The organism is Sphingomonas bacterium, assembly GCF_903642285.1.
Classification (GTDB): domain Bacteria; phylum Pseudomonadota; class Alphaproteobacteria; order Sphingomonadales; family Sphingomonadaceae; genus Sphingomonas.
In genome coordinates, this window is sequence record NZ_CAHJWJ010000003.1 from 128,662 (window position 1) to 152,936 (window position 24,275).

Sequence of the window (24,275 nt, forward strand, 5' to 3'; positions counted from 1 at the left end):
CGCATAACGAGAGGAGAGCTTATCTTATGAACCTCAGAACCGTCCTTGTGCTAGGAGCCTCGCTCGCGGCGCTGGTCGCCGCGCCGACCGATGCTCAGCAGGCACCCCCGCCGACCGTGCTCACCACGCACCCGCTTCGAGGTGGTGCCTACTGGATCTCGGGCGGTCGCTCGAACAGCAACTTCATCGTCGGCGACAAGGGCGTGATCGTGATCGACGCGCAGACGACGCCGGGCGATGCGCGACTGCTCTTGTCCGAAATAGCGAAGGTCACCCCGAAGCCGGTCAACATGATCGTGCTGACCCATGGCGACCCCGATCATATCGGCGGCCTCCCCGCCTTTCCCGTCGGGTTAGAAATCATCGCGCACGAAAATGTCCGCGCGACCGTTCTGGTCGCCGACGCGGACCCGAACGCGCCGCCGCTGTACAAGCCGCTGTTCCGTCTGCTCGCGACCAAATATCTTCCGACCCATATGATTTCATCGGGAGAGTCGACCACGCTCGACGGTGTCCGGGTGCAACTGATCCACACCGCGCCCGCGCACACCAATGGCGACGTCGTCGTCTATCTGCCGGCGCAGAAAATCGTCTTTGGCGGCGACATTCTGCTTCAGCAGACCGATCCCTATCCGGTGGTCCATATCGGCGGCTCGTCAGCGGGATGGATACAGTGCGTAAAGGCGATCCTCGCGCTCGATGCTGACATCTTCGTATCAGGTCATGGCGGGGTCATGTCGCGCGCGCAGGTCGAGGCGCAATTACGCGAGGTCGAGCAACGCCGCACGCAAATTCAGGCGATGGTCGTCGCGGGCAAGAGCTTGGCGGATGTCGAGACCGCGCTTCCGGAACCGGGTGCGAACCCGATGTTCGCCGATTTCAACCACACGGTCTACGACGAGATCGAAAAAGGTGATCCGCCATCGGTGCCGCCCTGGGTCAACCTCATCCATCATTGAGGCGTTGCCACTTCAAGCGGCTTTGGTCGGATTGATTCTGGAGGAACCTGTCGCGCGTCCGCTGACGAAGCGCGCGACAGGCAAGATCAATCTCGATGGACGCCGCCTGACGACAGCGAATTCCACCGAACCGACGGACAGGCACCCGGCATTCGCCAGTGCGCTGTCCGTCTCCACCGATCAGGAATGGCAGCGGTGGGCTCTGGGGGCGATCACCACGCTCACGCGATCAGGGCGCGCCCAGGATCTTGTTGCGCTCGCCGAGCAGCTTGCCGTTGGCCAGCATCACGGCGTTGATGGCGCCGCCGTTCTGACCGCTCTTGAGCGGAGCCATGTAGACGGTAACCTTATCGCCCGGCGCCATCGAGCCCTTGGAGAAGCCCTGACGGCGCAGCAGACCGGGATTGCCACCCTCGACGCTGTATTTCAGCGGCTCGCCCTTGCCGTTGGCGACGAGAAGATAGAGCCAGGTGTGCGGGCTGGTCCACTGCCACTCCTTGACCGTGCCCTTGAGTTCGACTTCCTTGTTATGGTCGAACATCGCGTAGGAATGATGCGCCGACACCGATGCGGGGGGCACCGCCGCAAACGCAAGAGCGGCGAGCGTGAATACTTTCTTCATCGTAAAATTCCTCCACAGATTTTCATCGCACGAAGAGCCGATCGGGATCAATGAACATACGTTTCCGGATGATAATCGGTCTTGGGCGTGCAGATAAATTCCCTTGGCTCCCATAGCGGATTTTCGGAAGCCCGGTAAGTCACGGTGGAGACCAATGGCCTCGTATACGCCGTCGGATCGGTCAGCGTCACCGTTACGCGCAAGGTGGTCGCATCGATGCGGTGCAGCCGTTCGCTTATTTTCAGATCGTCGCTGTGCGGAACCCCGGTCGAGTCGATCGGCTGATCCTTGATGCCGATAATTTCCGTCACGAGATCCTGGCCTTCGTAATGTCCTCGCGCATTACCGTTCGAAAAGCTTTCCAGATCTTTTGCGTTAGGAAACGGATGTCCATCAAGCCAGATGCGACGCACCGGCGAACCGTCCCTATACATCATTACGCGACCGGGCGTTTGGATGATCAGTAACGCGTTCGTCGTGCCCGTCATATAGCGCGGCATCCCCGGGGGCAGGCAAGTCTGGATCGGATCGTCCGTGCGCGTACCCGCCGCCGCATCCGCGACGCGCTTTCGCCAGATATCGGCGTATTTATCCTTGAGCGGCGGCGGCCATGGCCCCCAACCCTCCTTGCTGGTATTGGCAGCGACGGGCGTATCGACTCGGACCCACACGCCGCTGAGATTGGGTGCTTTCGGGTCGCCATACCAGCTCAGCGGCTCGCGGGCCGACGGGGCGGGGGTCTGTGCCACACTTGCGACGCCAGGGAAAACGAGCGCGGCCGACAGCGCGAGTTTCAAAGGCCAGCTACTTTTCGCTTCAACGCGCATCGTCATCCTATCCTCGTACCGACCCGACCTGATGTTCGGCCGTCAAGCCTTGGTGCTATGATCTCGACATTGAACCGCGGCTGCGCCGTTTTCCACCCGTTTTCCACTCAAATCCAGCCGGGAGGGGTCGCAATCTCGATCCGGCCGGCGCAACCGGCATCTACGACCTCGAAAGCGCGTCGTGCGCCGCATGACCGATGACCCGAGCGCGCCGCGCCGCGCTGGACCTCATCAGCCGCAGTAAAGCTCCCGATGCTTTTGTATTCGGGCTCGACAGACGTTTCACACCATTCGGATTCGCGACATGGAGCATACCCCCGGCATCACCGTGCAAGCGAAGCCGAGAGATTTGCGTGGCAATCACAACTCCAGAAACGTCGTAACCTAGCCTCCATAGCAACCACGAAAACCACTCGGCCAAGTGCGGCGAACCAACCCGTCCGCGTGTCATGCAAGGTCTTCGTGGCCGCTCGCTTCATACCATCATCAGAACTTGACCGAAACCCGGCCGCCAAACGTCCGCGGAGGACTGGTATAGGCCGACAATAAGCCCTGGAACGCGATCGGTGCCGTCAACAACCGCGTATTCTCGATATTACGCACAAAGCCTGCGATCGACCATTGTCCACTCGCCGGCCCGAACGACAACTGGGCGTTGGTCGTCCAACTCGCGGGCTGAAGCTGCTCCGTCGCAAAGTCGAAATAGGTAAAGCGGCTGGTCTTGTATTGCGTGTCGGCGGTGAGCACGAGCTTGTAGTCGCCCAGCGGCACCGTCTGCTGCCCCGATAGGTTCACCGACCATGTCGGGGAGTTATAGGACGGCAGTCCGGAACAGTTTACGTTGAACAAGGGCAGGCGACCCGCAAATCCCGCGGAAGCCACTGTGCAATTCGTAAGTGGATAGCCTACAACATTGAACGCGAAACTGTCATTGCGCGCATGGAGATATTGAACGTCGGTACTGATCTGCGTGGTGGGCGTGATAAGCACACGACCTTCGGCCTCGATACCCTTGATCGTGGAACGACCGACGTTCTGCGTATAGCTACCGGGCCGGTTGATTTCATCAACTGTTCCATGAGACACCTGCTCGTTGCGGTACTTCCACAAGAATGCTTCAAGATTGAGCTGAACGCGATTGTTGAAGAACCGGTTCTTCGACCCGATCGTGTAAGCCGTCAGATACTCCGGCTGATACACCTGCGACACCGGTGCGTTCGCGTCGAGGACCACGGCCGTGTTGAAACCGCCGGAGCGGAAGCCGGTTTCCGTGCTCGCATACACCAACGACGTGTTGGTCAAGTCATATTCAGCTGCGCCACGCCACGTCACTTTGCCGACGCTCAACGAACTATTGAAAAAATAGTCGGTGCGCGAAATGATGGTGTTCGGCGTCGGTCCGGCGATGGTCGACGGAGCCAACTGCGTCGGGCTCTGCCCTGGGATCGCGAAGGGCAGCAGCGTGATGTACGGCACGACCGTCTCCAGCACCGCCGTCGGACACGTCGCGCCTGCGGCGCACGTCTCAGCTATCGTGACGTTGTGCGAGTTGAACTGCCTGTTGTCGTGCGTGTACCGGATCCCGCCGACTAGCCGGAACTTCGGCCCAAGATGTGCCGTCAGTCGCGCGAACGGCGCGTAGGATTGCGTATCGACGACCTCCGGCAACGCGAAGCTGCCGCTGGTGTTGCTGGTGATCGATCCCTGCCGCAGGCTCGCATCTTCGTTATAGTAAAAGAAGCCGAGCTGATAATCGAGCAGACTGATCTTACCGGCGAACCGGGTCTCTACGCTGTACTGGATGTCCTTCTGATCATCGGCGATCGGGAAGCCACCACTGGGCGTGACGTTCTGCACGTGATCGAACCGCACCGCCGGGATGATCGTCAGCGTACCGTGACCCGTATCCCACTCGATATCGGCGTTCGATCCATAGAAGCTGCTATTCTGCGAACCCAGTGGGAATGGGTCACGCGTGCGACCCGTCACGCCGCTGGCCAGCGATGTCCAGAACGCCTGGGATGCAGCCGAAGTATTACCGTCTGCACGCGAAAGACCGGTAGGCTTGACGACGCAATGGGGGGATTCTCCCGGCAAGCTGACGGTCGCTGCCGAACAGGCATAGGTATCGAGGAAAGTCAGGCCAGCGCCGATACCGCCCAGATGCTCGTAATCGAACGCAACACGCGCGGTCAGGTTCGGCGTGAGATTGGACTTGACCTGTATACGCAGTCCCTCACTCTTATCGTCCGAACTGCCGTCGCTATTATAGCCATCCCGGTCGTTCACGATCCCCGAAACGCGCACCGCACCGTTTTCACCAATCGGAATATTGACCGCACCCTCGACGGATAGCGCATTGTAATTGCCGTACTGTACTGCACCGTACCCGGACAACTCGCCGATTTTCGGCTGCGTCGGCAAGATGTTGATCGCGCCGGCCGTCGCGTTGCGACCATATAAAGTACCCTGCGGACCCTTCAATACCTCAATTCGATCCGTGTCGAAAAAGGTCGTGGAGGTGGCGGTGAAGCGGCCGATATAGACGCCGTCATAGTTGAAGGCGACCGCCGGATCGCTGGTGACCTGGACCGAGAAGTTACCGACGCCGCGAATGAACGACGTGGCGTTGGGACCGACATTGGCGATCGTCAGGGCGGGAACCAGACTGTTCAGCCGGTCCGGCTGCGTGATCCCGTTGTTCACCAGATCGGCGCCACCGACCACGTTGATCGCGATCGCCGCACGCTGCGAGCTTTCGGACTGGCGCTGTGCCGTCACGATGATGTCGCTTAGCCCGGTCGAGTCCAGCTTCTGCGCATCGGCGCTGACGTCCGACGAACTCTTGGTGCTATCGCCGGCGGGGGGTTGGGTCGCATTGCCCGGGGTCGCCGGCTGCTGCGGGGGCTGCACCTGCGACCAGGCCGTTCCTGGCAGCAAGCAAACTGCCGCGGCCGTCGTCATGAGAAACTTACGCATTTTCCTCCCCCAATATATTCTCGACGCATCGAACGTCGGGCTGTCGATCTCGTTCGTGGTCCTCGCAAAAGCCAAGCTTCTGGGCTGGAACCCCGTGCCGCGCTGGTATTGATTCCGCTTTACGAACGTTGTCCGCCTAGCCGCGAACGAACCGTCAAGGAAGCGAGACAAAATTCCGCATAGTGATATCAGATTGCTAACGGGACCAAAGCGGGCAACGCGGGTCATGCGATGGCGCGCGTTAGAAATGTTAGAAATGGAAGCCGAGCGACCCGCCGAAGGTGCGAGGGGCACCGGGAACCACGGCGAAATTGCTGCTCACCACAGCCGCCGCGTAGGTGTATTGATCGGTGAGATTGCGAACGAACAAGTTGACGTCGTAGCGTTTGTCGGGCGCGGTCCAGTTGAGCGAGAGGTCGACTAGGTCATGCCTACCCTGCCGGATGCTGCCGTCGACCGTCATCGAATAAGGCGAGTTGTAATGGTCGTTCGCGCTCAGTGAAAAGGTGCCGCGCGCGGTGTCGAACGTGTAGGTCGCACCCAGCGACGCCGATACCGGCGCTGCGAAGGGCACGTCGAAGCCCGCGAGATTGTAATTGTTGATGATCGTTGCGCCGGGAAGCAGGACGCCGGTGGCGCTCGCCTTCGGCGAGGCGAGGCTGGCGCCCGGGAAGGCGGCATAGCGAGCGTCCAGATATTCGAAGCTGCCGTTGATCGCGAAGCCCTTGAACAGGGCGGCGCTGAAATCGACGTCCACGCCGTCGACATGCTCGCTGGCGGCATTTTCGAGGATGGCGGAAGTCGTCGCGGGCGGTACCAGCGAGCGGACCTGCACGTCCTTGTAGGTGTAATGGAAATAGGCGGCGTTGATACGCAGCCGGCGATCGAACAGCTCCGACTTCACGCCGGCTTCGGTGGCGTAAAGCAGCTCGGGGCGCACCGGCGGATTGGTGAACGCATTGGCATTGAACGCGCCCGACTTGAAACCGAGATTGTGTGACGCATAGACGTGGATGTCCTCGCCCAAATCCTGCGCAAGCACGACGCGATAGGTCAGCCGGTCGAAATGCAGCCGGGTCGGAATGCCGTTGGGATAACCCGCGAAAGGCTGACCGGGATAAAGGATCGTGCTCGCCGGCAGTACGGCTACCGAATTCGGCTGTCCGGGTAGGGGAGTCGTCAGCCCCGCAAGGGTCTTGGCCTCGTCCGTGTATCGCAAGCCGATGGTCAGGCGCGTCGCATCGAGGATACGGATGGTCCCATCTCCATAGACTGACCCAGAAAGGGTACTCGGCAGGCCATTGATGCGGTTGGGAACAGTGCCGGGCGCGCAAACATTGCCGATGCAGGTATTGTACGTATCGAGTTGCAGCTTGAGATGGTCGTCATAGTAGAAAGCGCCCGCGACCCAATCGAAACGCGACGACGGCGACGCTGTCGACGTCAGCGTCAGTTCTTGACTGAAGGTTCGGTTGCGTTCGAAGAACTGGTTGTACGATGCACCCTGGCCCGCCGCCACCTGGCCCAGGATCGGCAGACCGTTCTGGAACAACACGTTGGCCTGGCTGGTCTGGTAACCGGTCAGGCTGGTCAGCGTAGCGAAACCATAGTTCTGCTCGATCCTGAGCGTTCCGATATAGATGGACGTCGGAGCGGACGCGTCGATGCGCGAAGCGATCTTGTACTTGCCAAGATAGGGCGTTCCATCCGTGCCCAACGATCCGGGATAAACCTGATAGGCGTAGCCGATGTCGCGATTATTATAGTCGTATATGAAGCTGCCCGTGATCTTCAGGTCCGACGTCGGCTTCCACTGAAGCTTGGTTTCCAGGCCGTTCTCGTTGGACTTCTGGACGTCGTGGCCGTTGAATACGTTGGTGGTCCAACCGTCCGCCTGTTTCTGGTGAAAGCCGGCGATGTTGATCGCCAGATTGTCGGTGAGTGGGGTGGATACGTACAGGTTCGCGGTGAGCGTATTGTAGTTCGCGTAGCCGATCGATCCGTCTACCCGGGTCTTGTCGCCGGGGTCGCGGGTCGTGACGGAGATCAGGCCGCCCGTCGCGTTGCGACCGTAAAGCGTTCCCTGCGGACCCTTCAGCACCTCGATCCGCTCGACATTGTTGAACGAGGTGATGCTCGCTGTCGGGTTGGCAAGGTAAAGCCCGTCGATATAGGACGCCACCTGTGCCTCGTTGAACCCGGTCGACGCCGAGCCGATGCCGCGCAAATACAGGTTGTTGCCGCCGGCTGGGGTCACCACAAGGCCGGACACGAGGCTGGGCAACTGAACCACGCTGGTCACGTTGAATGCTTTCAGCGTGTTACCGGTTACCGCTTCCACCGTCGCGGTGACCCGCTGAAGGTTTACGGTGCGGCGGGTCGCGGTGACGACGATGTCTTCCAGACTGCCAGCGGACGGCGTGGTCTGGGCTGCGTCGGCGGTTGGCTCGGATGAGGCAACCGCACCGGTTGCATCACTGGCGGTTCCGGGTGTCGCGGGCTGAACCGGCGGTGTCGCGGGTTGTGCGGTCTGCGCGACGGCTGGCGCAGCGATCACGAGCGCCGCTGCGGAGGCAAGCAGCCTCCCTTTACGATCCACCGACACCATCCCTCATCCTCCCCAAATTTTTATCTGGTACGGGCACGATTCCGCGCTCCGTCGGATTGCGATAGCCTTGGCCGACCCGGCCGAACAGGCTAAATTCGGCGGCCGAGGCGATGCCAAATATCTGCGAGTGTTACTAATGCAAGTAACTCCAGTATCTAAATCGTCCCCGTGAAAGGATCGGATGGGTGCGCCATCGTGTTCGATCATCGAGCATGTCTCGTCGCTGCCTCGCGCAGCGCGACCTGCGAAACCGGATGGTTTCTGCGACGCGTAGACTGGACCGGCCGCCGGGTTCGCGAAGAGTGGCCAGGCAATCCTTGGTCTGCCGCGCGGCTATTGACAGAAGCGGGAGAACGCCGTTGATGCCCGGCCAATTGACCGGACGAGGCTGAAACCTTGTACGGAGAATCACCGCGAGGAGAGTGACGCGTGAAAGCGTTCGACAAGTTGGGAAGATGCCTGCTGACGCTCGCCACGCTGTTGGCAGGCGGTCCTGCTATCGGCCAGGCGGTAAGCGAGCAGCAATGGCCGCCGCCAGGCGTGTCTTATTACGGCGACCGGAATGCGCCCGACATTTCGGGTCTCTGGCTCGGAACGGCCATGGCGCCGCCGGGTGGCGCGCCCGCGACCAATTCGGGCGCGACCGCCGACGGCCGCCCGCCGCTGTATCTGACGCCTTGGCCGTTGCCCTATACCCCGGCGTACAAGAAGATCGTCGCCGATCGCACCGCGGCGGCGAAGCAGGGGCGGGCGATCGGTGACATCGGCGCGCGCTGCCTGCCGTTCGGGCTTCCGGCGATGCTCACCAACAAGAATTACCCGGACGAGATCGTGCAAACACCGGGCGAGGTGACGATCTTCATGTACAACACGTTCCCGATCGTCATCTGGACCGACGGCCGTGGCCATCCCAAGGACCTCAAGCCGAGCTACAATGGCCATTCGGTCGGATATTGGGTCGGCGACACGCTGTTCGTCGACACGGTCGGCATAAACGCGAGCACGCCCATGGACGGCGCGCACGATCCCCACAGCGCCAAGCTGCACTTGAAGTGGAGCATCGAGCGGGTCGCACCGGACGTGATCCACACGCATATCACCTTCTACGACGACGAGGCGTTCACCGAACCGGTGACCACCACCAACATCTGGCAACGCAAGACCACGCGGACGTGGGAAGTGCTCGACGATGCGTCTTGCTTCGAAAACGCGAGCGCCTTTTCCGACAAGACGCCCGAGCCGGGCTTCATCAAGTTCTGACGCGCGGGCATCGTTGGAGGGCGTGGTTCAATCGCCGCCGATGATTGGCGAACGGGAGCGTGGAATGGAACAGCGGACCTTGGGCAGCGCCGGCCCGGTCGTCTCGGGGATCGGCCTCGGGTGCATGGGCATGTCGGGGATGTATGGCCCGGCTGATCGCGCGGAAAGCATCGCCACGATCCATGCCGCGCTGGATTCGGGCGTTACGTTGCTCGACACCGGCGACTTTTACGGCATGGGTCATAACGAGACGCTGCTCGGGGAGGCGCTCAGGGGTATCCCGCGCGACCGCTATCAACTCAGCGTCAAGTTCGGCAGTCTACGCGACCCATCCGGCGCATTCATCGGCAATGACAGTCGGCCGAACTCGGTCAAGAACTTCATTACCTATTCGCTTCAGAGGCTCGGCGTCGACCATCTCGACATCTATCGCCCGTCGAGGCTCGACGAGGACACGCCGATCGAGGACACGATAGGTGCCCTTTCCGAGTTGGTGCAGGCGGGCTATGTCCGCCACATCGGCCTGTCGGAGATCGGGGCGGCCACCTTGCGCCGCGCCGTGGCGGTGCACCCGATCGCCGACCTCCAGATCGAATATTCATTGGTCACCCGCGGCATCGAGCGGTCCATCCTGCCGGCCGCGCGCGAACTCGGGGTCGGCATCACCGCTTATGGCGTGCTCGCGCGTGGGCTGATCAGCGGCCACTACCGCGCGGACGTGCCTCAGGCGGGAGACATGCGGGCACGCACGCCGCGCTTTCGGAAAGACAATCTGGACGCGAACCTGTCGCTGGTCGAGGCGCTCCGCACCATCGCCGAGGCCAAAGGCATGAGCGTCACCCAGATCGCGATCGCGTGGGTATTGGCGCAAGGGGGCGATATCGTCCCGGTGGTCGGCGCGCGCCGCCGCGACCAGTTGACCGAGACGCTGAGCGGATTCGACGTGACACTTTCGCCCGACGACTTGGCCGCGATCGAGTCCGTGGCCCCCGCCGACGCGATCAAGGGCGCGCGCTACCCGGATATGGTACTGGCGCATATGGACAGCGAGCGCGGCGATACGTGACCGCGCTCGATCGTCCGCTCCTGTTCGGGATCCCGGGCCTCCGAAAAAACGGTTATGTAACGGCGTTCAGGGCCAGTCGATCGCTATGTCCGAGGCGCGCCTGCCGATTACCGGCATGACGCGTCGTTCCGACAAGATAAAGCAATTTGGAGAGAGTGTTCATGTCGACCATGCGCGCGGCCAGTGACTGGCTCTCGCAAACGCATCTGAGCAGCGCGATCGCCGACCGTTTCTGGGCGGTTCCGACGCTCCAGAGCATACACATCGTCGCGATCGGCATCGTGATGTCCTCGATCGCGCTGCTCGACCTCAGGCTTGCGGGCTTCCTCGGCCGCGAGCAGTCGATGCGCGATCTGACCCTGCGCTTCTATCCCTGGATCTGGGGCGCGCTCGCCGTGCTGGTCGTGACCGGGCTGTTGCAGATCATGGCCGAGCCCGGGCGCGAGCTGCTCAACTGGATCTTCTGGACCAAGATGGGGCTGATCGTCGGCGCGGTCCTGTTCACTGCCCCGGTGCGTCGCCTCCTCGAGGATTGCCGGTTCCGCGACCTGTCCGCAGGTAAGCGAGCGGTCGTGCGGACCTGCGCACTCCTGTCGCTCGCGATGTGGATGATGGTGCTGATCTGCGGGCGCTGGATCGCTTATGCGGGCGCACCCGCGTGACCCGCAGCTTTGGACAAGGGCGTAATCGATGAGCATACTCGACCTGTGCACCTGGCTCGAAGCGACGCCCTTCGCGACCGCGATCGGCGAGTCGGACTGGATGTTCCCGGCGATCGAGACGCTGCATGTGCTGGCGCTCACGCTGGTGATCGGCACCATCGCGATGCTGGACTTACGATTGGTCGGTGCCTCGTCGCGCAACCTCCGCGTGATGCAGCTGTCGAACGAAACCCTGCCATGGACCTGGACGGCGTTCGTCGTCGCCGCGATCACCGGCACGGCGATGTTCGCTTCGCACGCGACCAAATATTACGCGAACGTGCCTTTCCGCATCAAGATGGTGCTATTGGTGCTTGCGGGAATGAACATGGCCGTATTCCACTTTGGCGCCTGGAAGGCAGTTCACGTTTGGGATGCAGTCCTCCCCACGCCGCGCGCTGCGCGGATCGCCGGCGGATTGTCGCTGGTATTCTGGATCGGTGTGGTATTTGCGGGCCGTTGGGTTGGATTTGTAGATTAGTCTTGGATAACGGGGTCGAATTAGCGGCGTCGTTAATTGCCAACCTGCGACGACAATCAATGGCGCTTGCCGGTTCATTCGAACCGGAGCGCCAGATGCAAGGGGGGAAGATCCGCTACTCCGCCCCGCCCGCCGCATCGCCGGTGGCCCCATACGGGATGCCGATCACCCCGGAACAGGCGCGCGTAGTAGCCAACAGGATCGAAGCGGAAAAGGTGCGGCGGGGAATCGACACGGCGGCTATTGCGGTAGTCGACCCGCGGGACGCCTCGTATATTTCGAGCGACACGACAATGCGACGTTTGCCAACGAGGACATGGCAATAAGAAAGGGCCGCGCAGCGGCACGATTGCGGCGCAGTCGGGGCGAAAGCCGTAAATTAGCGACGTTTTCCCGCCACCTATTGCCGCCGCGTATCCGGGCGAAATGGAGTGGGCCGGCGCTCGTCGCACCAGCCCACCTCGCTGTCAGCGGAGACCCTATGGAAGGTAGGAGCGGTAACGCGAACCGCCCTGTTCCAGGTCGCGGCTGCCGTACAATACCCCTTCGTCGGCATCGTGCAGATCATCGGCGGGTTCGGCATAGTCCCATCCCGACTGCCGCCATTCCTGCGTGCGCGCGTCGAGATCGACCGAATTGGCCTCTTCCAGCGCCTTGACCGCCGCGGGCGTCTTGTCGTCGTCGACGTCCGCCGTCAGCAGAAAGCCCCCGCGACGGATGCCCTCCTCATATGCGTGACGATCCTCGGTAGGGACGAACACATTCTTGACCGAGGCCCATAGCCCCTTGTCCTTGTCCGTCGAATACGCGGCGTCGGTCTTGTGCGTCGTCTGGTCGTGTACGCTGACATGACCCGCGTCGACACCGGCCTGGCGAAGCCGCTCGGCACCGGCGTCGGCGTCGGCCTTGGTATCGAACAATGCTGTGATGGTACGTGACATGGGAACTTCCTTTCGTTGATCGATTAACGCTGAGTGACGACCAGCTCGGTGCGACGGTTTTCGGCGCGGCCGGCGGCGGTGGCATTGGTGTCGACCGGATCGGACGTTCCGCCGGTGGTGGTTTCGATCCTGCCCCCGTTGATACCCTTCGCGACGAGGGCGGCCTTGACGCTGTCGGCCCGCGCCTTGCCGAGCGCGACGTTCGCCGCCTCGTTACCGCGGGTGTCGGCGTAGCCGGCGATGCGGATCCGCGCCTTCGGATATTGCTTCAACGTCGCCGCGACCTGGTCGACATCCGCCTGGTCGTCAGGCCGTATGTCGCTCTTGGCGGTATCGAAATTCAATTTCTCGAACGTGAACGTCCGCGGCGTAGGCTGGCTACCGGCGAGATACCCGCCCAGTGCCGATGTGCCAGCAAGCGCGGCGACCTTGGGCGCATTCGGCGTCTCGGCGATGACGGTACTGGTATTCGTGACCGCGGTCGTCTGCGCCGCGTCGTTGTGGTTGCAGCGGCTAAGGCCCAACAGCAGCGCCAGCACGCCGAGCGCGAGCAGCAGCCACGCAAGCCAATTCGTCTTCTTCTTCTCGATATGGATATGGGTGGGCGGCGCGCCATCGGTGCGCTTGTCATTGGGATCGGCCATCAGTGATCTCCTCCTGTTGATCGCCTCGCCAACGCCTCAATCCAGATTAAGACCCGAAGGATCATGGCAACTTGCGCTTGGTTAGTCCGTTTTCGGCATGATCGCGCTTGGCGGGCCGGATGGGCACCTCGCGACGAACGCGGGTATCGGAAGAGCGCATCGCGGCGGCTGCGCGTCGGTTCCCCGTCTTGCGGAACAGGCAGTCAACCGGCATCCTTGGGCAATCGAGGAGACATATATGCGCAGCTTGGCGTTGTTGGCCGCTTTCACCCTCGCCGCGCCCGCGAGCGCGGTATCGCCTGACAGGACCGAGCGATTGCTGGCGGAGCTTGCCGATGCGCCGGGTCCGTCGGGCTACGAGGAGGCGGTACGCGCCGTCATGGTGCGCGAACTGACGCCGCTCGCCGACAAGGTGACGTATGACGGCGTCGGCTCGGTGATCGCCCAGCAAGGGACCGGCGGTCCCAAGGTCATGCTGGACGCCCATATGGACGAACTCGGCGGTATGGTCCGTCGAATAACCCCGACCGGGTTCCTTTCGATGCAGATGCTCGGCGGTTGGCTCGACCAGGCGCTGCCGGATCAGCGCTGGATCATCATCGGCCGCAAGGGCCCGGTGCACGCGGTCACGGGGATCCGCGATGTCCATGTCGTGCCGGCGGAGGAACGTACCAGGGTATTCCCGCGCGACAGTCTCTATCTCGATATCGGCGCGCGCACCGCAGCGGAGGTCGAGGCGCTCGGCATCGGCCCGGGCGATCCGGTCATACCCGACTCGCCGTTCGTGGCGCTGCCGGGGGGACGTTATCTGGGCAAGGCATGGGATGACCGCGTCGGTTGCGCCGTCGTCATCGAGGTTCTGCGGCGTCTGCGCGCGTCGGGGCACCCAAACCAGGTGATCGTCGCGGCCACGGTCCAGGAAGAGATCGGCCTGCGCGGCGCACGTACCGCCGCCGATCTCATCAGGCCCGACATCGGCATCGCCATCGAAGGCGGCATCACCGGGGACAGCCCGGGACGGAGCCCGGAGGAAACGCAGGCCGTGCTCGGCGCGGGCCCCGGCCTGTTCCTTTACGACAGCAGTACGCTTCCCAACCGCCGCTTCGTGGCCCTTGTCGGAGACGTGGCGGCCGCGAAGAGCATACCGCTTCAGCGCGATCTCGTGCAGGGCTATGGCGACGACAGCGCAGCGATCCAGGCCACCGCCGGCGGCGTGCCGACGATCAATCTGGTCGTGCCGGCGCGGTATACGCATGCGCACAACGGGATCATCGATCGGGCGGACTTCGACCGTACCGTCGATCTCGTCGTTGCACTGATCGAGCGTCTGGACGTCGGCACCGTCGCGAGGATACGCAGTTTCGCGCCGTAGCGAACGTCCTCTCGTAAAATACCGAGGTCCTCCTATTCGTCGCTGTGGATTACGAGATCGCGGAGCTCGGGCGTTCGCTGCAGGAACCGTTCAAAGCGGCGTACGCCTGAACGGTGCATTACTTCGCCGCCGCAATCGCACGGACAAGCTTCGATTGCGCACGCGGCTGCGGCCCGACGTCGCGCTCAACCCGGACGGGACGACCAGGTCGCGGGCCGCAGGATCGCGAACGGGCTTTCCAGCGTTCCCGCGAATACGACCAGCAGGAGGCCGCCGACGAGACCAAAATTCTTCACGAACTGCCAGAAATGCTCGCGCGCCACGCTGTCGTCGCCGGCGCTGAAGAAGTCCGGGTACGCCCAGAACGGATGATACAGGAACGCGGTCACGACGCAGAAGCCGGCCAGCAGCACGGCGGCGGGCCGGTCGAGGCAGCCCGTGACGATGCAGATCGGCGTCAGCCCCTCGACCAGGATCGCCAGCACCAGCAGCAGCGGCGCGCCGGGCAGGCCACCGGTCCCGGGCGATCGGCCCGCATTGGTTTGCGCCAATGAATTTTTCCAGTGCCACACCTTGTCGATCGCGCTGAACGGGAACATGGCGACGAGGCAGACCCGCGCCGCGATCCAGATTGCCTCGTTCCACGTCATGACGGGGGGTTCCAACGGAGATCGGTGTGGACGCACCAGTTACGGCCCTGCGCGCGGGCTAACAGGAGCCACGCCGATGAGCAACGACCGCTTCGACGTCATCGTGATCGGCTCGGGCCCGGGCGGCGCTTCGCTCGCGCTCAGGCTGGCGGCGACGGGCAAGCGGATCCTGATCCTCGAGCGCGGCGACTATCTGACCCGCGAGCGCGACAACTGGAACGCGCGCGCGGTGTTCGTCGACGGGAAATATCAGGTCAAGGAAACCTGGTACGACGACCGCGGCCACAGCTTCCATCCCGGCCTGCACTATATGGTCGGCGGCAACAGCAAGGTCTATGGCTCCGCACTGTTCCGCCTGCGCGAGCGCGATTTCGGCGAGATCGTCCATTCGGACGGCGTTTCCCCCGCATGGCCACTGCCGTACGACGTGTTCGAACCCTATTATGCGCAGGCCGAGGCGATCTACTACGTCCACGGGCAGCGCGGTCTCGATCCGAACGAGCCGCCGTCGAGCGGGCCCTATCCGTTCGAGCCGGTCGCGCACGAGCCACGGCTTCAGGCGCTGTCGGACGCTTTGGAGAAGATCGGCCACCACCCGTTTCCCCAGCCGCTCGGCATCCTGCTCGACGAGGTCGGAACGCGGGCGTCGCCGACGAGCGCGTGCATCCGCTGCGACGCGTTCGACGGCTTCCCTTGCCTGACCAACGGCAAGGCGGATGCGCAGATCGCCTGCATCGAACCCGCGCTGGCGCACGACAACGTCACGCTCCTCACCGGGGCCTATGCCGAACGGCTGGAGACCGACGCGTCGGGGCGCACCGTCACCGCGGTGCACGTCGTGCGCGACGGCGTGGCGGAAGTCTATGCCGCCGATATCGTCGTCGCGGCGTGCGGCGCGCTTTCCTCGGCGCTGCTGATGTTCCGCTCCGCGAGCGATCGACATCCGAACGGCCTCGCCAACGGCTCGGACCAGGTCGGCCGCAACTATATGCGCCACAACAACGCCGCCTTCATGGCGGTGTCGCGCGAGCGCAACGACACCGTGTTCCAGAAGACGCTGGCGCTGACCGATTTCTATTTCGGGGCGGACGACTGGGAATATCCGCTCGGCACCATCCTGACCAACGGCAAGTCCCACGGCGCGGCGGTGGAAGGCGAGGCGCTGCCCGCTTTCCTGCAATGGTTTCCCGACAAGCCGTTCGACGTCCTGGCGCAGCACGCGATCGATTTCTGGGTGATGAGCGAGGACCTGCCGTTGCCCGGCAACCGGATCACGCTCGGCAAGGACGGTCGCGTCACGCTCGCGGTGCGGCCGACCGGCGGCGAAGCGCACCGCCGCCTGCGGCACAAGCTGGGGGGGCTGCTGACGCAGGTCGATGCGCACCCGCAACTGCTCGAACGGTCGCTGTATCTGGGGAAGAATATTCCGGTCGGCGGCACCGCGCACCAGGCAGGCACGATGCGTTTCGGCACCGATCCGGCGACGTCCGTCCTCGATCTGCACTGCCGGGCGCATGAGGTGGATAACCTCTACGCCGTCGACGCGAGCTTCTTCCCGACGATCGGCGCGGTGAACCCGACGCTGACGATCATCGCCAACGCGCTACGCGTCGCCGATCACGTCGCCGAACGACTGCGCTGATCGTCCTGGGCGCGGGTCAGCAGGATCAGCGCAAGTCCGCCCGCCGCCATCGCGGCCCCGGCGACCGAGACCCAGGTGTAGCTGAGCCCGGCCGCGATCACCCCGCCGCCAAGCGCCGCGCCGATCGCGTTGCCTAGATTGAACGCGCCGATGTTGATCGACGAGGCGAGATTCGGCGCGTCGCTCGCCACGCTCATCACCCGCGCCTGCAGCGACGGCACGAGCGCGAAGGTCGCGACGCCCCAAGCGAAGACGGTCGCGATCGCCGGTACGGCGCTGTGCATCGTCCAGGCGAACAGGACGAGCAACGTCACGAGCGATGAGAACACCACGATCAGTGTCGGCGTCAGCGCCTTGTCGGCGAAACGTCCGCCGAGCGCGTTGCCGACGGTCAGGCCGATCCCGTAGATCACCAGCGTCGCCGTCACCATATTTTCGGAAACATGCGTCACGTGCTGCAGGATGGGGGCGATATAGGTGAAGACGGTGAACATCGCCGCCGAGCCGAGCACCGTCGCCAGGAGGGCGAGCAGCACGGCCGGCCGGCCCATCGCCTTCAGTTCGCGGCGGATGTCGGTCCGCGCATTCCCGGCGATCCGCGGCAAGGCCAGCACCAGCGCGATCATCGCGATCACGCCGAGCCCGCCGATACCCGCGAAGGCGGCGCGCCAGCCGATATGCTGCCCGATCCATGCCGCCAGCGGCACGCCGCCGATATTGGCGATCGTCAGCCCGCTGAACATCGCCGCGACCGCGCCGGCACGACGCTCGGGCGCGACGAGCGATGCGGCGACCACCGATCCGACACCGAAGAAGGAACCATGACACAGCGACGTCACGATCCGCGCCGCCATCAGCCAGCCATAGCCGGGCGCCACCGCCGCCAGGAGATTGCCGAGCGTGAACAGACCCATCAACCCGACCAGCAGAAGCTTGCGATCGAGGCGGCCCGTCGGCAGGGTCAATAGCGGCGCGCCGACCATCACGCCGAGCGCATAGCCGGTGACGAGTAGGCCCGCCGCCGGTATCGAGACGTGCAGACCGGTCGCGATCACGGGCAACAGGCCCATCGGCGCGAACTCCGTCGTGCCGATGCCGAACGCCCCGACCGCCACCGCGAATAGGGGCCAGTTGATTTTCATTCGCTCGACCCTTCAGCCGCAGGTACGCAGGTACGCAGGCACCGAAACGCCGCTTGCGCGTTATCGGGTGCGTGGGACACTCCGGCATGACCTCTCCGCGCATCGGGCATATCGCGCGGATCGCATTGAACGTGCGCGACCTGGACCGGGCGATCGCTTTCTATACCGGTGCGCTCGCGTTCGTGATCGAGGCGCGGTCGGCGAACGGTGCGCGGCTCGCGCTCGGGTCGGAATGGATCGAATTGATATTGCGTCCGGACGGGGCACCCTATCCGCAGCCGCGCGCCGCGAACGATCCCTGGTTCCAGCATTTCGCGATCGCGGTGGCCGACATGGCGGCCGCGTACGAGCGGCTCGCTCGCGTCTCGCCGGAGCCGATCACCCGGGGCGGGCCTCAGCTCTTGCCGCCGAGCACGGGATCGGTGACGGCGTACAAGTTCCGCGATCCCGATGGCCATCCGCTCGAACTCTCATATGCGCCTGCCAGCGACTGGGCCCGCTTGCCGAACCCGGGTGGCGCGGTCTTCCTCGGCATCGACCACACCGCGCTGGCGGTACGCTCGCTTGCGCCGAGCATCGCCTTCTACACCGGGCTTGGTTTCCGCCTCGGCGCGCAGTCGTTGAACGAGGGGCCGGAACAGGCACGGCTCGATGGTCTGGACGACGCCGTCGTCGACATCGTCACGCTGCTGACGCCCGAGCCGGGGCCGCACGTCGAACTCCTGCATTACCGGTCGCCCGGGGCACCGGCCGTGCGCGAATGCGCGGAGGGTGATATAGCGGCCACGCAAACCCTGCTTGCGCCGTCCGGACCGCCGGCAAGCGGACAGGGGGACGCGGCCATCCCGTGCCTGCGGGATCCCGACGGCCATTTGCTTCGCCTTACCGCCTGACATCGAAAAAGGACCGTCCAATGGCCAAGTACAAGATCGGCATCATCGGCTTCGGCAAGATCGCGCGCGATCAGCATGTCCCTGCGATCGCCGCGACGCCCGAGTTCCAGCTTGCGGCGGTGTGCAACAGCGGCGGCGGCAGCCCACCCGATGACGTGCCGTCGTTCGACGGCTATGATGCGATGCTGAAGGGCGTCGCCGATCTCGACGTCGTGTCGATCTGCACCCCGCCCGGCCCGCGTCGCTCGATCGCCGCGGCCTGTCTCGCGGCGGGCAAGCATGTGCTGCTGGAAAAGCCGCCCGCGGGAACCGTGACCGAAGTCGCGGATATCGCGCACCGCGCCGACGCCGCCGGCAAGGTCGCGTTCGCGACATACCACGCCCAGCACAACGCCGCGGTGAAGCGCGCCGCGGACATGCTGGCGGGAAAGACGCTGAAATCGCTCACGGTCACCTGGAAGGAGGATCTGCGGCGCTGGCATCCCGGACAGGACTGGATCATGGCGGCCGGCGGGTTCGGCATCTTCGATCCCGGTATCAACGCGCTGTCGATCCTGACCCGGATCCTGCCGCAGCCGGTGTTCATCAGCGCGGCGGAATTGTTCTTCCCGGCAAACCGGGGGGCACCGATCGCCGCCGATCTGACCTTCAGCACCGGTCTGGCGACCGACGGGCAGCTCGTCGGCGAACTCGACTGGCGTCAGACCGGACCGCAGACATGGTCGATCGATGTCGAGACGGCGGACGGAACCAAGCTGACCCTAGCGGACGGCGGCGCGCAGTTGCAGGTCGATGGTCAGCCGCCGTTCGTCGGGCCCGCCGACGAATATCCCGACATCTACAAGGAATTCGCCGCGCTGCTGGCCGATGGCCGGTCGAAGGTCGACGCCGCGCCGTTCCAGCTGGTCGCCGACGCCTTCATGCTGGCCAAGAGGACCGAGGTCGCCGCGTTCGACTTCTGAGCCGCATGTCGCGAACCCGCGGACGGGACAGCGGCCTCACCCTTCGATGACGTGGGGCACGAAGCGAGCGGTGTTGCCGGTGATCAACCCGTCTTCGCGGATGCCGATCCCGGCGGGTTCGCCGTCGACGATCCAGCTGCCGATGACCGGAAAACAGCCCGGTGCGGCTTCGGGCAGATGGTACAGCGCCTGGTACACATACCCCTCGTCGCCATAAGCCCCGGTGGTCGAGGCGACGACCGCGCCGGCGCGGCGGATCGAGACGTTCGCACCCTCCCTGGCCAGCATCGGCTTTGCGACCGCGTCGCCCGCGGGGATGTCGAACGATGTCTCGAGCAAGTTGGGATGGCCGGGGAAGAGCTGCCACAAGATCGCGAGAATGGCCTTGTTTGACCAGATCATCTTCCAGATCGGCTCGATCCACACCATGCCGACAAGGCTTTCGAGCAGCTGCGGCGCGAACGCCTCATTTACCAGCCATTCCCATGGATAGAGCTTGAACACCGCGTCGATCGGCTGTTCGGCATCGTCCACGAAGCATCGGCCGTCGTCGTTCCAGCCGATATTGTCGACCAGTATCGGGATCGTCGCGATGCCCGCAGCTTCCGCGGTATCGCGCAGATACGATGTCGTCACCGCGTCCTCGGCCGCATCGTCGGCGACATGCGCGAAATGCACCGCGGGGGGCAGGAGAGCGCGGATGTCGGTCCATTTGCCGACCAGCTTGTCGTGGAGGCTGGTGAACTGGTCGAGATGCGCGAACCGTTCCTCCTTCCACGACCATTGGATCACGGCCGCCTCGAGCAGCGATGTCGGTGTGTCGCAGTTGAATTCGAACAGCTTGGGTGCCCCGCCACCGTCATAACCGAGATCGAAACGGCCGAAATTCAGCGCGGGCGGTTCGGCGTCCCAGGCATCGCGGACGGCCTGATGGAATATCGGCGGAATGCAGAACCGGTCGAGCAGTGTCTGGTCGTCCAAGATCGCCTGCCCGGCCGCGAGGAACAGCCGGTAGAGTTCGACCGTCGCATCCTCGATCTGCTCGATCTGCGCGCCCGTGAAGCTGTAATAGGCGCTTTCGTTCCAATAAGGCCGTCCGGCGCTGGTGTGCCAGATCAGGCCCTCGGCTTCGACCTTCGCACGCCAGTCGGGCCTGGGCTCGATCTCGATCCGTCTCACTCGCCGGCACCGCCGCCGAACCCGCCGAACCCGCGCGCCGACGATCCGAACCCGCCGCGCGATATCGCCGCAGACCGAGTCGTCGCGCTCCCCGCGGGTGCGCGCGCATAGGCCGCTCCGGCGGCCGGCCTGAACGATCCGCCGCCGACATGCTGGCCATAATAGGGGATCACGCTGTTGCGGCCGAGATAATACCACAGGAAGGCGGTACCCATGCCCCCGCCCCCGACATGCCGCTGGCATTCGGCGTCGGGCACGCGGTTGCCCTGCCGGTCGGTGCAGATCGCGGTGTTGTCGGTGGCGGTCCACCCATTGTCCCGCTGGCCGCAGCCCGACACCAGCAACGCCGCGGCTACGCCGGTGGTGATTTTCAGATCGAGTTTCATGGTATCCCCCCCGTCACATTGGCAGCGATCGGGCGCACGGACAATCGGCTTCGATGAGTCCGATCGGTTTGACCGTCACAGCGTCTTCGCCTTCGCCTTCGCCCATTTCTCTCCGGCGTCGCCGCCCCACAACAGCCAGGCGATGAAGCCAGCGGACGGATCGTCGTTCGCGTTCCATTTGTGCGTGCCGCCGTCCTTGTCGACCGCATGGCGCGCGAAATAACTGTGCATCGACTTCACATCGTCCTCGCTGAGGTCCGCGCCCTCGGCGAGTTGCTTCGCACGCCGGACGCCGACATCGGTACCGCCGCGACCGAACTTCTCGCGTAGGCGCAGCCCGCGCCGCGCCGCGGACGCCATTCTCTGATTGGGTTTGAACATGCGATCGGCCATGACGTCCTCCTGTTGCACCGTCGCAACGGCCCCGGCCTGCCTAATGTTTCCGGGACAGCTGCTATTCCAGGTCAGGAACAGGGCAAATACCCGGGTATGCCAATGAAAGGCATGCCAATATTCGCACCGGTGCGTCATGCCATTTGCGCTGCACCGAGCCCTCACGTTCGTTGCGCCTTGCCACGATCGGACCCATATTCGGTAGCATGGCCATCCAGATCCGCACCAGCCTCGCCGAGCCCGAAACCGACGGTTCGTTCGTACCGCACCGGCCGCAGCGGCCGCAAAAGGTGGAGGGCGGCAAGGCTTTCCGGATCGTCAGCGAATACAGCCCGAGCGGCGATCAGCCGGGCGCGATCGCCGAACTGACCGCGGCGGCAGTGGACGGCGAGCGCGACCAGGTGCTGCTCGGGGTCACCGGTTCGGGCAAGACCTTCACGATGGCGAAGGTCATCGAGCAATTGCAGCGGCCCGCGCTGATCCTCGCACCCAACAAGATCCTGGCGGCGCAGCTGTACGGCGAGATGAAATCGTTCTTCCCCGACAATGCGGTCGAATATTTCGTCAGCTATTACGATTATTACCAACCCGAAGCCTATGTGCCGCGGTCGGACACGTACATCGAGAAGGAAAGCTCGGTGAACGAATCGATCGACCGGATGCGGCACTCCGCGACCCGCGCGCTGCTGGAGCGCGACGACGTCATCATCGTCGCGTCGGTGTCGTGTCTCTACGGCATCGGCTCGGTCGAGACCTATTCGGCGATGATCTTCGACCTGAAGAAGGGCCAGATCGTCGACCAGCGCGAGATCGTGCGCAAGCTGGTCGCGCTGCAATACAAGCGCAACGACGCCGCGTTCCAGCGCGGCGCGTTCCGGGTGCGCGGCGATACGCTGGAACTCTTCCCCTCGCATTACGAGGACAGCGCGTGGCGGATCGCGTTCTTCGGCGACGAGATCGAGGAGATCACCGAATTCGACCCGCTGACCGGCAAGAAGGTCGCGTCGCTGAACTCGGTCCGCGTCTATGCGAACTCGCATTACGTCACGCCCGGTCCGACGCTGAAACAGGCGGGCGAGGCGATCAAGCACGAGCTGTCCGAACGGCTGAAGGAACTGGTGATCGAGGGCAAGCTGCTGGAGGCGCAGCGACTGGAGCAGCGGACGAATTTCGACCTTGAGATGATCGCCGCGACCGGCAGCTGCAACGGGATCGAGAATTACAGCCGCTTCCTGACCGGCCGCCTGCCTGGCGAGCCGCCGCCGACCCTGTTCGAGTATCTGCCCGAGAATGCGCTGCTCTTCGTCGATGAAAGCCACGTGACGATCGGCCAGATCAACGGCATGTCCAGGGGCGATCACCGCCGCAAGATGACGCTCGCCGAATATGGCTTCCGCCTGCCCTCGGCGATCGACAACCGGCCGCTCAGGTTCAACGAATGGGATGCGATGCGCCCGCAGACGACCTATGTCTCGGCGACGCCGGGCGGCTGGGAGATGGAGCGCACCGGCGGCGTCTTCGCCGAACAGGTCATCCGCCCGACCGGACTGATCGATCCGCCCGTCGAGATCAAACCCGTCGAGGAGCAGGTGCAGGACCTGATCGTCGAATGCCGCAAGACGACCGAGGCGGGGTACCGCACGCTCGTCACGACGCTGACCAAGCGGATGGCGGAGGACCTGACCGAATATATGCACGAGGCGGGGATCAAGGTCCGCTACATGCATAGCGATGTCGAGACGCTGGAGCGGATCGAACTGATCCGCGACTTGCGGCTTGGCGTGTACGACGTGCTCATCGGCATCAACCTGCTGCGCGAGGGGCTCGACATCCCCGAATGCGGGCTGGTCGCGATCCTGGATGCGGACAAGGAGGGTTTCCTGCGCTCGGAGACGTCACTGATCCAGACGATCGGCCGTGCCGCGCGCAATGTCGACGGGCGGGTGATCCTGTATGCCGATCGCATCACCGGCAGCATGGAGCGCGCGATGAACGAGACGGCGCGTCGGCGCGAGAAGCAGGTCGCGTACAATAGCGAACACGGCATCACCCCGCAGACGATCCGCCGCAACATCGGCGACATCATCGCGCATGTCGCGAGCGGCGACCAGGTCACGATCCCGATCGACGAGGACCGTCCGCACATGGTCGGCCACAATCTGCGCGCCTATATCGAGGATCTGGAAAAGCAGATGCGCAAGGCCGCGTCCGACCTGGAATTTGAGACCGCCGGGCGCCTCCGCGACGAGATCCGCCAGCTGGAGAATGACGAACTGGGCCTACCGGTCGAACAGCAGAAGGCGCCGATCATGGGGCGGTCTAACGAGGGCAAGGCCGGGACCCGCAAGGGACGCTACGGGCGGGAGAGCAAGATGCGGATGGGGGGCTCGCGGTCGCGTTGATATTTTCTGTCTGAGAGAGTATATATAGCTGACAAGAGGGGGTGGACGATGCAGATTGACGTAGATTTCGAAGTCTTCAAGGCGCTCACCAATTTGCGCGAACAGGAGTCCGACTCGTATTTCAATTAACGACCAATGGCGTATATGCTTCGTCTGGAAGGACGGA

General features: G+C 63.7%; 22 protein-coding genes. 11 read left to right on the forward strand and 11 right to left on the reverse strand.

The annotated features are described in order from the left end of the window. The first annotated feature begins 26 nt into the window (after positions 1-26). Positions 27-959 (forward strand): MBL fold metallo-hydrolase, encoded by a 933-nt coding sequence (locus tag HUU99_RS02725; RefSeq protein WP_174285032.1) that lies wholly within the window; start codon positions 27-29, stop codon positions 957-959. A 229-nt stretch (positions 960-1,188) separates the two neighbouring features. Here the strand turns inward: HUU99_RS02725 and HUU99_RS02730 are convergent, their stop codons facing one another. From HUU99_RS02730 to HUU99_RS02740, 3 genes are all read right to left on the reverse strand, one after another. Continuing rightward, positions 1,189-1,581, reverse strand: a complete 393-nt coding sequence (locus HUU99_RS02730) for a DUF6152 family protein (RefSeq protein WP_174285033.1) — start codon at positions 1,579-1,581, stop codon at positions 1,189-1,191. Positions 1,582-1,628: 47 nt separating this feature from the next. Further along, complete coding sequence (locus tag HUU99_RS02735; RefSeq protein ID WP_174285034.1) at positions 1,629-2,414, reverse strand: hypothetical protein; 786 nt, start codon at positions 2,412-2,414, stop codon at positions 1,629-1,631. Between the two features lie 480 nt (positions 2,415-2,894). Beyond that, entirely contained in the window at positions 2,895-5,387 is a 2,493-nt protein-coding gene (locus HUU99_RS02740; RefSeq protein WP_174285035.1) for a TonB-dependent receptor, read from the reverse strand. Here HUU99_RS02740 and HUU99_RS15695 point away from each other — a divergent pair. After that, the gene (locus tag HUU99_RS15695; protein ID WP_302479965.1) at positions 5,371-5,499 is read left to right on the forward strand and encodes a hypothetical protein; all 129 of its coding nucleotides are present in this window, start codon (positions 5,371-5,373) and stop codon (positions 5,497-5,499) included. The genes HUU99_RS02740 and HUU99_RS15695 overlap by 17 nt on opposite strands. Before the next feature lie 138 nt (positions 5,500-5,637). On the opposite strand, the gene HUU99_RS02745 is transcribed toward HUU99_RS15695, so the two are convergent. Then, positions 5,638-7,992 carry a TonB-dependent receptor gene (locus tag HUU99_RS02745; RefSeq protein WP_174285036.1) on the reverse strand — a complete coding sequence of 785 codons (2,355 nt, stop codon included), beginning with the start codon at positions 7,990-7,992 and terminating at the stop codon, positions 5,638-5,640. Positions 7,993-8,424: 432 nt separating this feature from the next. Here HUU99_RS02745 and HUU99_RS02750 point away from each other — a divergent pair, with 432 nt between their 5' ends. The 4 genes from HUU99_RS02750 (at position 8,425) to HUU99_RS02765 (ending at position 11,503) form a co-directional block, all read left to right on the forward strand. Continuing rightward, positions 8,425-9,255, forward strand: a complete 831-nt coding sequence (locus HUU99_RS02750) for a hypothetical protein (RefSeq protein WP_174285037.1) — start codon at positions 8,425-8,427, stop codon at positions 9,253-9,255. Between the two features lie 64 nt (positions 9,256-9,319). Beyond that, on the forward strand, positions 9,320-10,321 hold the full coding sequence (locus HUU99_RS02755) for an aldo/keto reductase (RefSeq protein ID WP_174285038.1): 1,002 nt from the start codon (positions 9,320-9,322) through the stop codon (positions 10,319-10,321). 161 nt (positions 10,322-10,482) lie between these two features. After that, positions 10,483-10,983 (forward strand): DUF6644 family protein, encoded by a 501-nt coding sequence (locus HUU99_RS02760; RefSeq protein ID WP_174285039.1) that lies wholly within the window; start codon positions 10,483-10,485, stop codon positions 10,981-10,983. A gap of 100 nt (positions 10,984-11,083) precedes the next feature. Continuing rightward, on the forward strand, positions 11,084-11,503 hold the full coding sequence (locus HUU99_RS02765) for a DUF6644 family protein (protein ID WP_217430743.1): 420 nt from the start codon (positions 11,084-11,086) through the stop codon (positions 11,501-11,503). A gap of 479 nt (positions 11,504-11,982) precedes the next feature. On the opposite strand, the gene HUU99_RS15460 is transcribed toward HUU99_RS02765, so the two are convergent. After that, positions 11,983-12,444 carry a general stress protein gene (locus HUU99_RS15460; RefSeq protein WP_254602880.1) on the reverse strand — a complete coding sequence of 154 codons (462 nt, stop codon included), beginning with the start codon at positions 12,442-12,444 and terminating at the stop codon, positions 11,983-11,985. Between the two features lie 23 nt (positions 12,445-12,467). Next, positions 12,468-13,088, reverse strand: a complete 621-nt coding sequence (locus tag HUU99_RS02775) for an OmpA family protein (protein ID WP_174285041.1) — start codon at positions 13,086-13,088, stop codon at positions 12,468-12,470. Between the two features lie 238 nt (positions 13,089-13,326). Between HUU99_RS02775 and HUU99_RS02780 the strand changes: the two genes are divergently transcribed. Then, complete coding sequence (locus HUU99_RS02780; protein ID WP_174285042.1) at positions 13,327-14,460, forward strand: M42 family metallopeptidase; 1,134 nt, start codon at positions 13,327-13,329, stop codon at positions 14,458-14,460. A 185-nt stretch (positions 14,461-14,645) separates the two neighbouring features. Here the strand turns inward: HUU99_RS02780 and HUU99_RS02785 are convergent, their stop codons facing one another. After that, the gene (locus HUU99_RS02785; RefSeq protein WP_174285043.1) at positions 14,646-15,110 is read right to left on the reverse strand and encodes a DoxX family protein; all 465 of its coding nucleotides are present in this window, start codon (positions 15,108-15,110) and stop codon (positions 14,646-14,648) included. A 76-nt stretch (positions 15,111-15,186) separates the two neighbouring features. Between HUU99_RS02785 and HUU99_RS02790 the strand changes: the two genes are divergently transcribed. Continuing rightward, positions 15,187-16,752, forward strand: coding sequence for a GMC oxidoreductase (locus HUU99_RS02790; protein ID WP_174285044.1), 1,566 nt, complete (start codon positions 15,187-15,189; stop codon positions 16,750-16,752). Here HUU99_RS02790 and HUU99_RS02795 read toward each other — a convergent pair. Then, complete coding sequence (locus tag HUU99_RS02795; RefSeq protein WP_174285045.1) at positions 16,728-17,894, reverse strand: MFS transporter; 1,167 nt, start codon at positions 17,892-17,894, stop codon at positions 16,728-16,730. The genes HUU99_RS02790 and HUU99_RS02795 overlap by 25 nt on opposite strands. 86 nt (positions 17,895-17,980) lie before the next feature. On the opposite strand from HUU99_RS02795, the gene HUU99_RS02800 reads away from it, so the two are divergent. Together HUU99_RS02800 and HUU99_RS02805 are read left to right on the forward strand one after the other, a co-directional pair. After that, positions 17,981-18,787 carry a VOC family protein gene (locus HUU99_RS02800; protein ID WP_174285046.1) on the forward strand — a complete coding sequence of 269 codons (807 nt, stop codon included), beginning with the start codon at positions 17,981-17,983 and terminating at the stop codon, positions 18,785-18,787. Positions 18,788-18,807: 20 nt separating this feature from the next. Further along, positions 18,808-19,749: a Gfo/Idh/MocA family protein gene (locus HUU99_RS02805; protein ID WP_174285047.1), complete on the forward strand. Its 942-nt coding sequence runs from the start codon at positions 18,808-18,810 to the stop codon at positions 19,747-19,749. A gap of 36 nt (positions 19,750-19,785) precedes the next feature. Here HUU99_RS02805 and HUU99_RS02810 read toward each other — a convergent pair whose 3' ends face one another. The 3 genes from HUU99_RS02810 to HUU99_RS02820 all read right to left on the reverse strand — a co-directional run bounded on the left by HUU99_RS02810 (position 19,786) and on the right by HUU99_RS02820 (position 21,707). Then, positions 19,786-20,928 carry a glutathionylspermidine synthase family protein gene (locus tag HUU99_RS02810; protein ID WP_174285048.1) on the reverse strand — a complete coding sequence of 381 codons (1,143 nt, stop codon included), beginning with the start codon at positions 20,926-20,928 and terminating at the stop codon, positions 19,786-19,788. Then, entirely contained in the window at positions 20,925-21,314 is a 390-nt protein-coding gene (locus tag HUU99_RS02815; RefSeq protein ID WP_174285049.1) for a hypothetical protein, read from the reverse strand. The genes HUU99_RS02810 and HUU99_RS02815 overlap by 4 nt, the downstream gene beginning before the upstream one ends. 75 nt (positions 21,315-21,389) lie before the next feature. After that, a complete protein-coding gene (locus tag HUU99_RS02820; RefSeq protein ID WP_174285050.1) occupies positions 21,390-21,707 on the reverse strand; it encodes a hypothetical protein in 318 nt (105 codons plus the stop codon). A gap of 206 nt (positions 21,708-21,913) precedes the next feature. On the opposite strand from HUU99_RS02820, the gene uvrB reads away from it, so the two are divergent. Next, a complete protein-coding gene (uvrB, locus tag HUU99_RS02825; protein ID WP_174285051.1) occupies positions 21,914-24,109 on the forward strand; it encodes an excinuclease ABC subunit UvrB in 2,196 nt (731 codons plus the stop codon). Positions 24,110-24,275: the final 166 nt, after the last annotated feature.

Excerpts from the sequence above, each read along its gene's own strand:
- HUU99_RS02805 (WP_174285047.1), top strand. The coding sequence starts at position 18,808 with ATGGCCAAGTACAAGATCGGCATCATCGGCTTCGGCAAGATCGCGCGC.
- HUU99_RS02780 (WP_174285042.1), top strand. The coding sequence starts at position 13,327 with ATGCGCAGCTTGGCGTTGTTGGCCGCTTTCACCCTCGCCGCGCCCGCG.
- HUU99_RS02765 (WP_217430743.1), top strand. The coding sequence starts at position 11,084 with ATGTTCCCGGCGATCGAGACGCTGCATGTGCTGGCGCTCACGCTGGTG.
- HUU99_RS02775 (WP_174285041.1), bottom strand. The coding sequence starts at position 13,088 with ATGGCCGATCCCAATGACAAGCGCACCGATGGCGCGCCGCCCACCCAT.
- HUU99_RS02815 (WP_174285049.1), bottom strand. The coding sequence starts at position 21,314 with ATGAAACTCGATCTGAAAATCACCACCGGCGTAGCCGCGGCGTTGCTG.
- HUU99_RS02730 (WP_174285033.1), bottom strand. The coding sequence starts at position 1,581 with ATGAAGAAAGTATTCACGCTCGCCGCTCTTGCGTTTGCGGCGGTGCCC.
- uvrB (WP_174285051.1), top strand. The coding sequence starts at position 21,914 with ATGGCCATCCAGATCCGCACCAGCCTCGCCGAGCCCGAAACCGACGGT.
- HUU99_RS02760 (WP_174285039.1), top strand. The coding sequence starts at position 10,483 with ATGTCGACCATGCGCGCGGCCAGTGACTGGCTCTCGCAAACGCATCTG.
- HUU99_RS02725 (WP_174285032.1), top strand. The coding sequence starts at position 27 with ATGAACCTCAGAACCGTCCTTGTGCTAGGAGCCTCGCTCGCGGCGCTG.
- HUU99_RS02795 (WP_174285045.1), bottom strand. The coding sequence starts at position 17,894 with ATGAAAATCAACTGGCCCCTATTCGCGGTGGCGGTCGGGGCGTTCGGC.
- HUU99_RS15460 (WP_254602880.1), bottom strand. The coding sequence starts at position 12,444 with ATGTCACGTACCATCACAGCATTGTTCGATACCAAGGCCGACGCCGAC.
- HUU99_RS02740 (WP_174285035.1), bottom strand. The coding sequence starts at position 5,387 with ATGCGTAAGTTTCTCATGACGACGGCCGCGGCAGTTTGCTTGCTGCCA.
- HUU99_RS15695 (WP_302479965.1), top strand. The coding sequence starts at position 5,371 with ATGAGAAACTTACGCATTTTCCTCCCCCAATATATTCTCGACGCATCG.
- HUU99_RS02790 (WP_174285044.1), top strand. The coding sequence starts at position 15,187 with ATGAGCAACGACCGCTTCGACGTCATCGTGATCGGCTCGGGCCCGGGC.
- HUU99_RS02755 (WP_174285038.1), top strand. The coding sequence starts at position 9,320 with ATGGAACAGCGGACCTTGGGCAGCGCCGGCCCGGTCGTCTCGGGGATC.
- HUU99_RS02735 (WP_174285034.1), bottom strand. The coding sequence starts at position 2,414 with ATGACGATGCGCGTTGAAGCGAAAAGTAGCTGGCCTTTGAAACTCGCG.
- HUU99_RS02820 (WP_174285050.1), bottom strand. The coding sequence starts at position 21,707 with ATGGCCGATCGCATGTTCAAACCCAATCAGAGAATGGCGTCCGCGGCG.
- HUU99_RS02785 (WP_174285043.1), bottom strand. The coding sequence starts at position 15,110 with ATGACGTGGAACGAGGCAATCTGGATCGCGGCGCGGGTCTGCCTCGTC.
- HUU99_RS02800 (WP_174285046.1), top strand. The coding sequence starts at position 17,981 with ATGACCTCTCCGCGCATCGGGCATATCGCGCGGATCGCATTGAACGTG.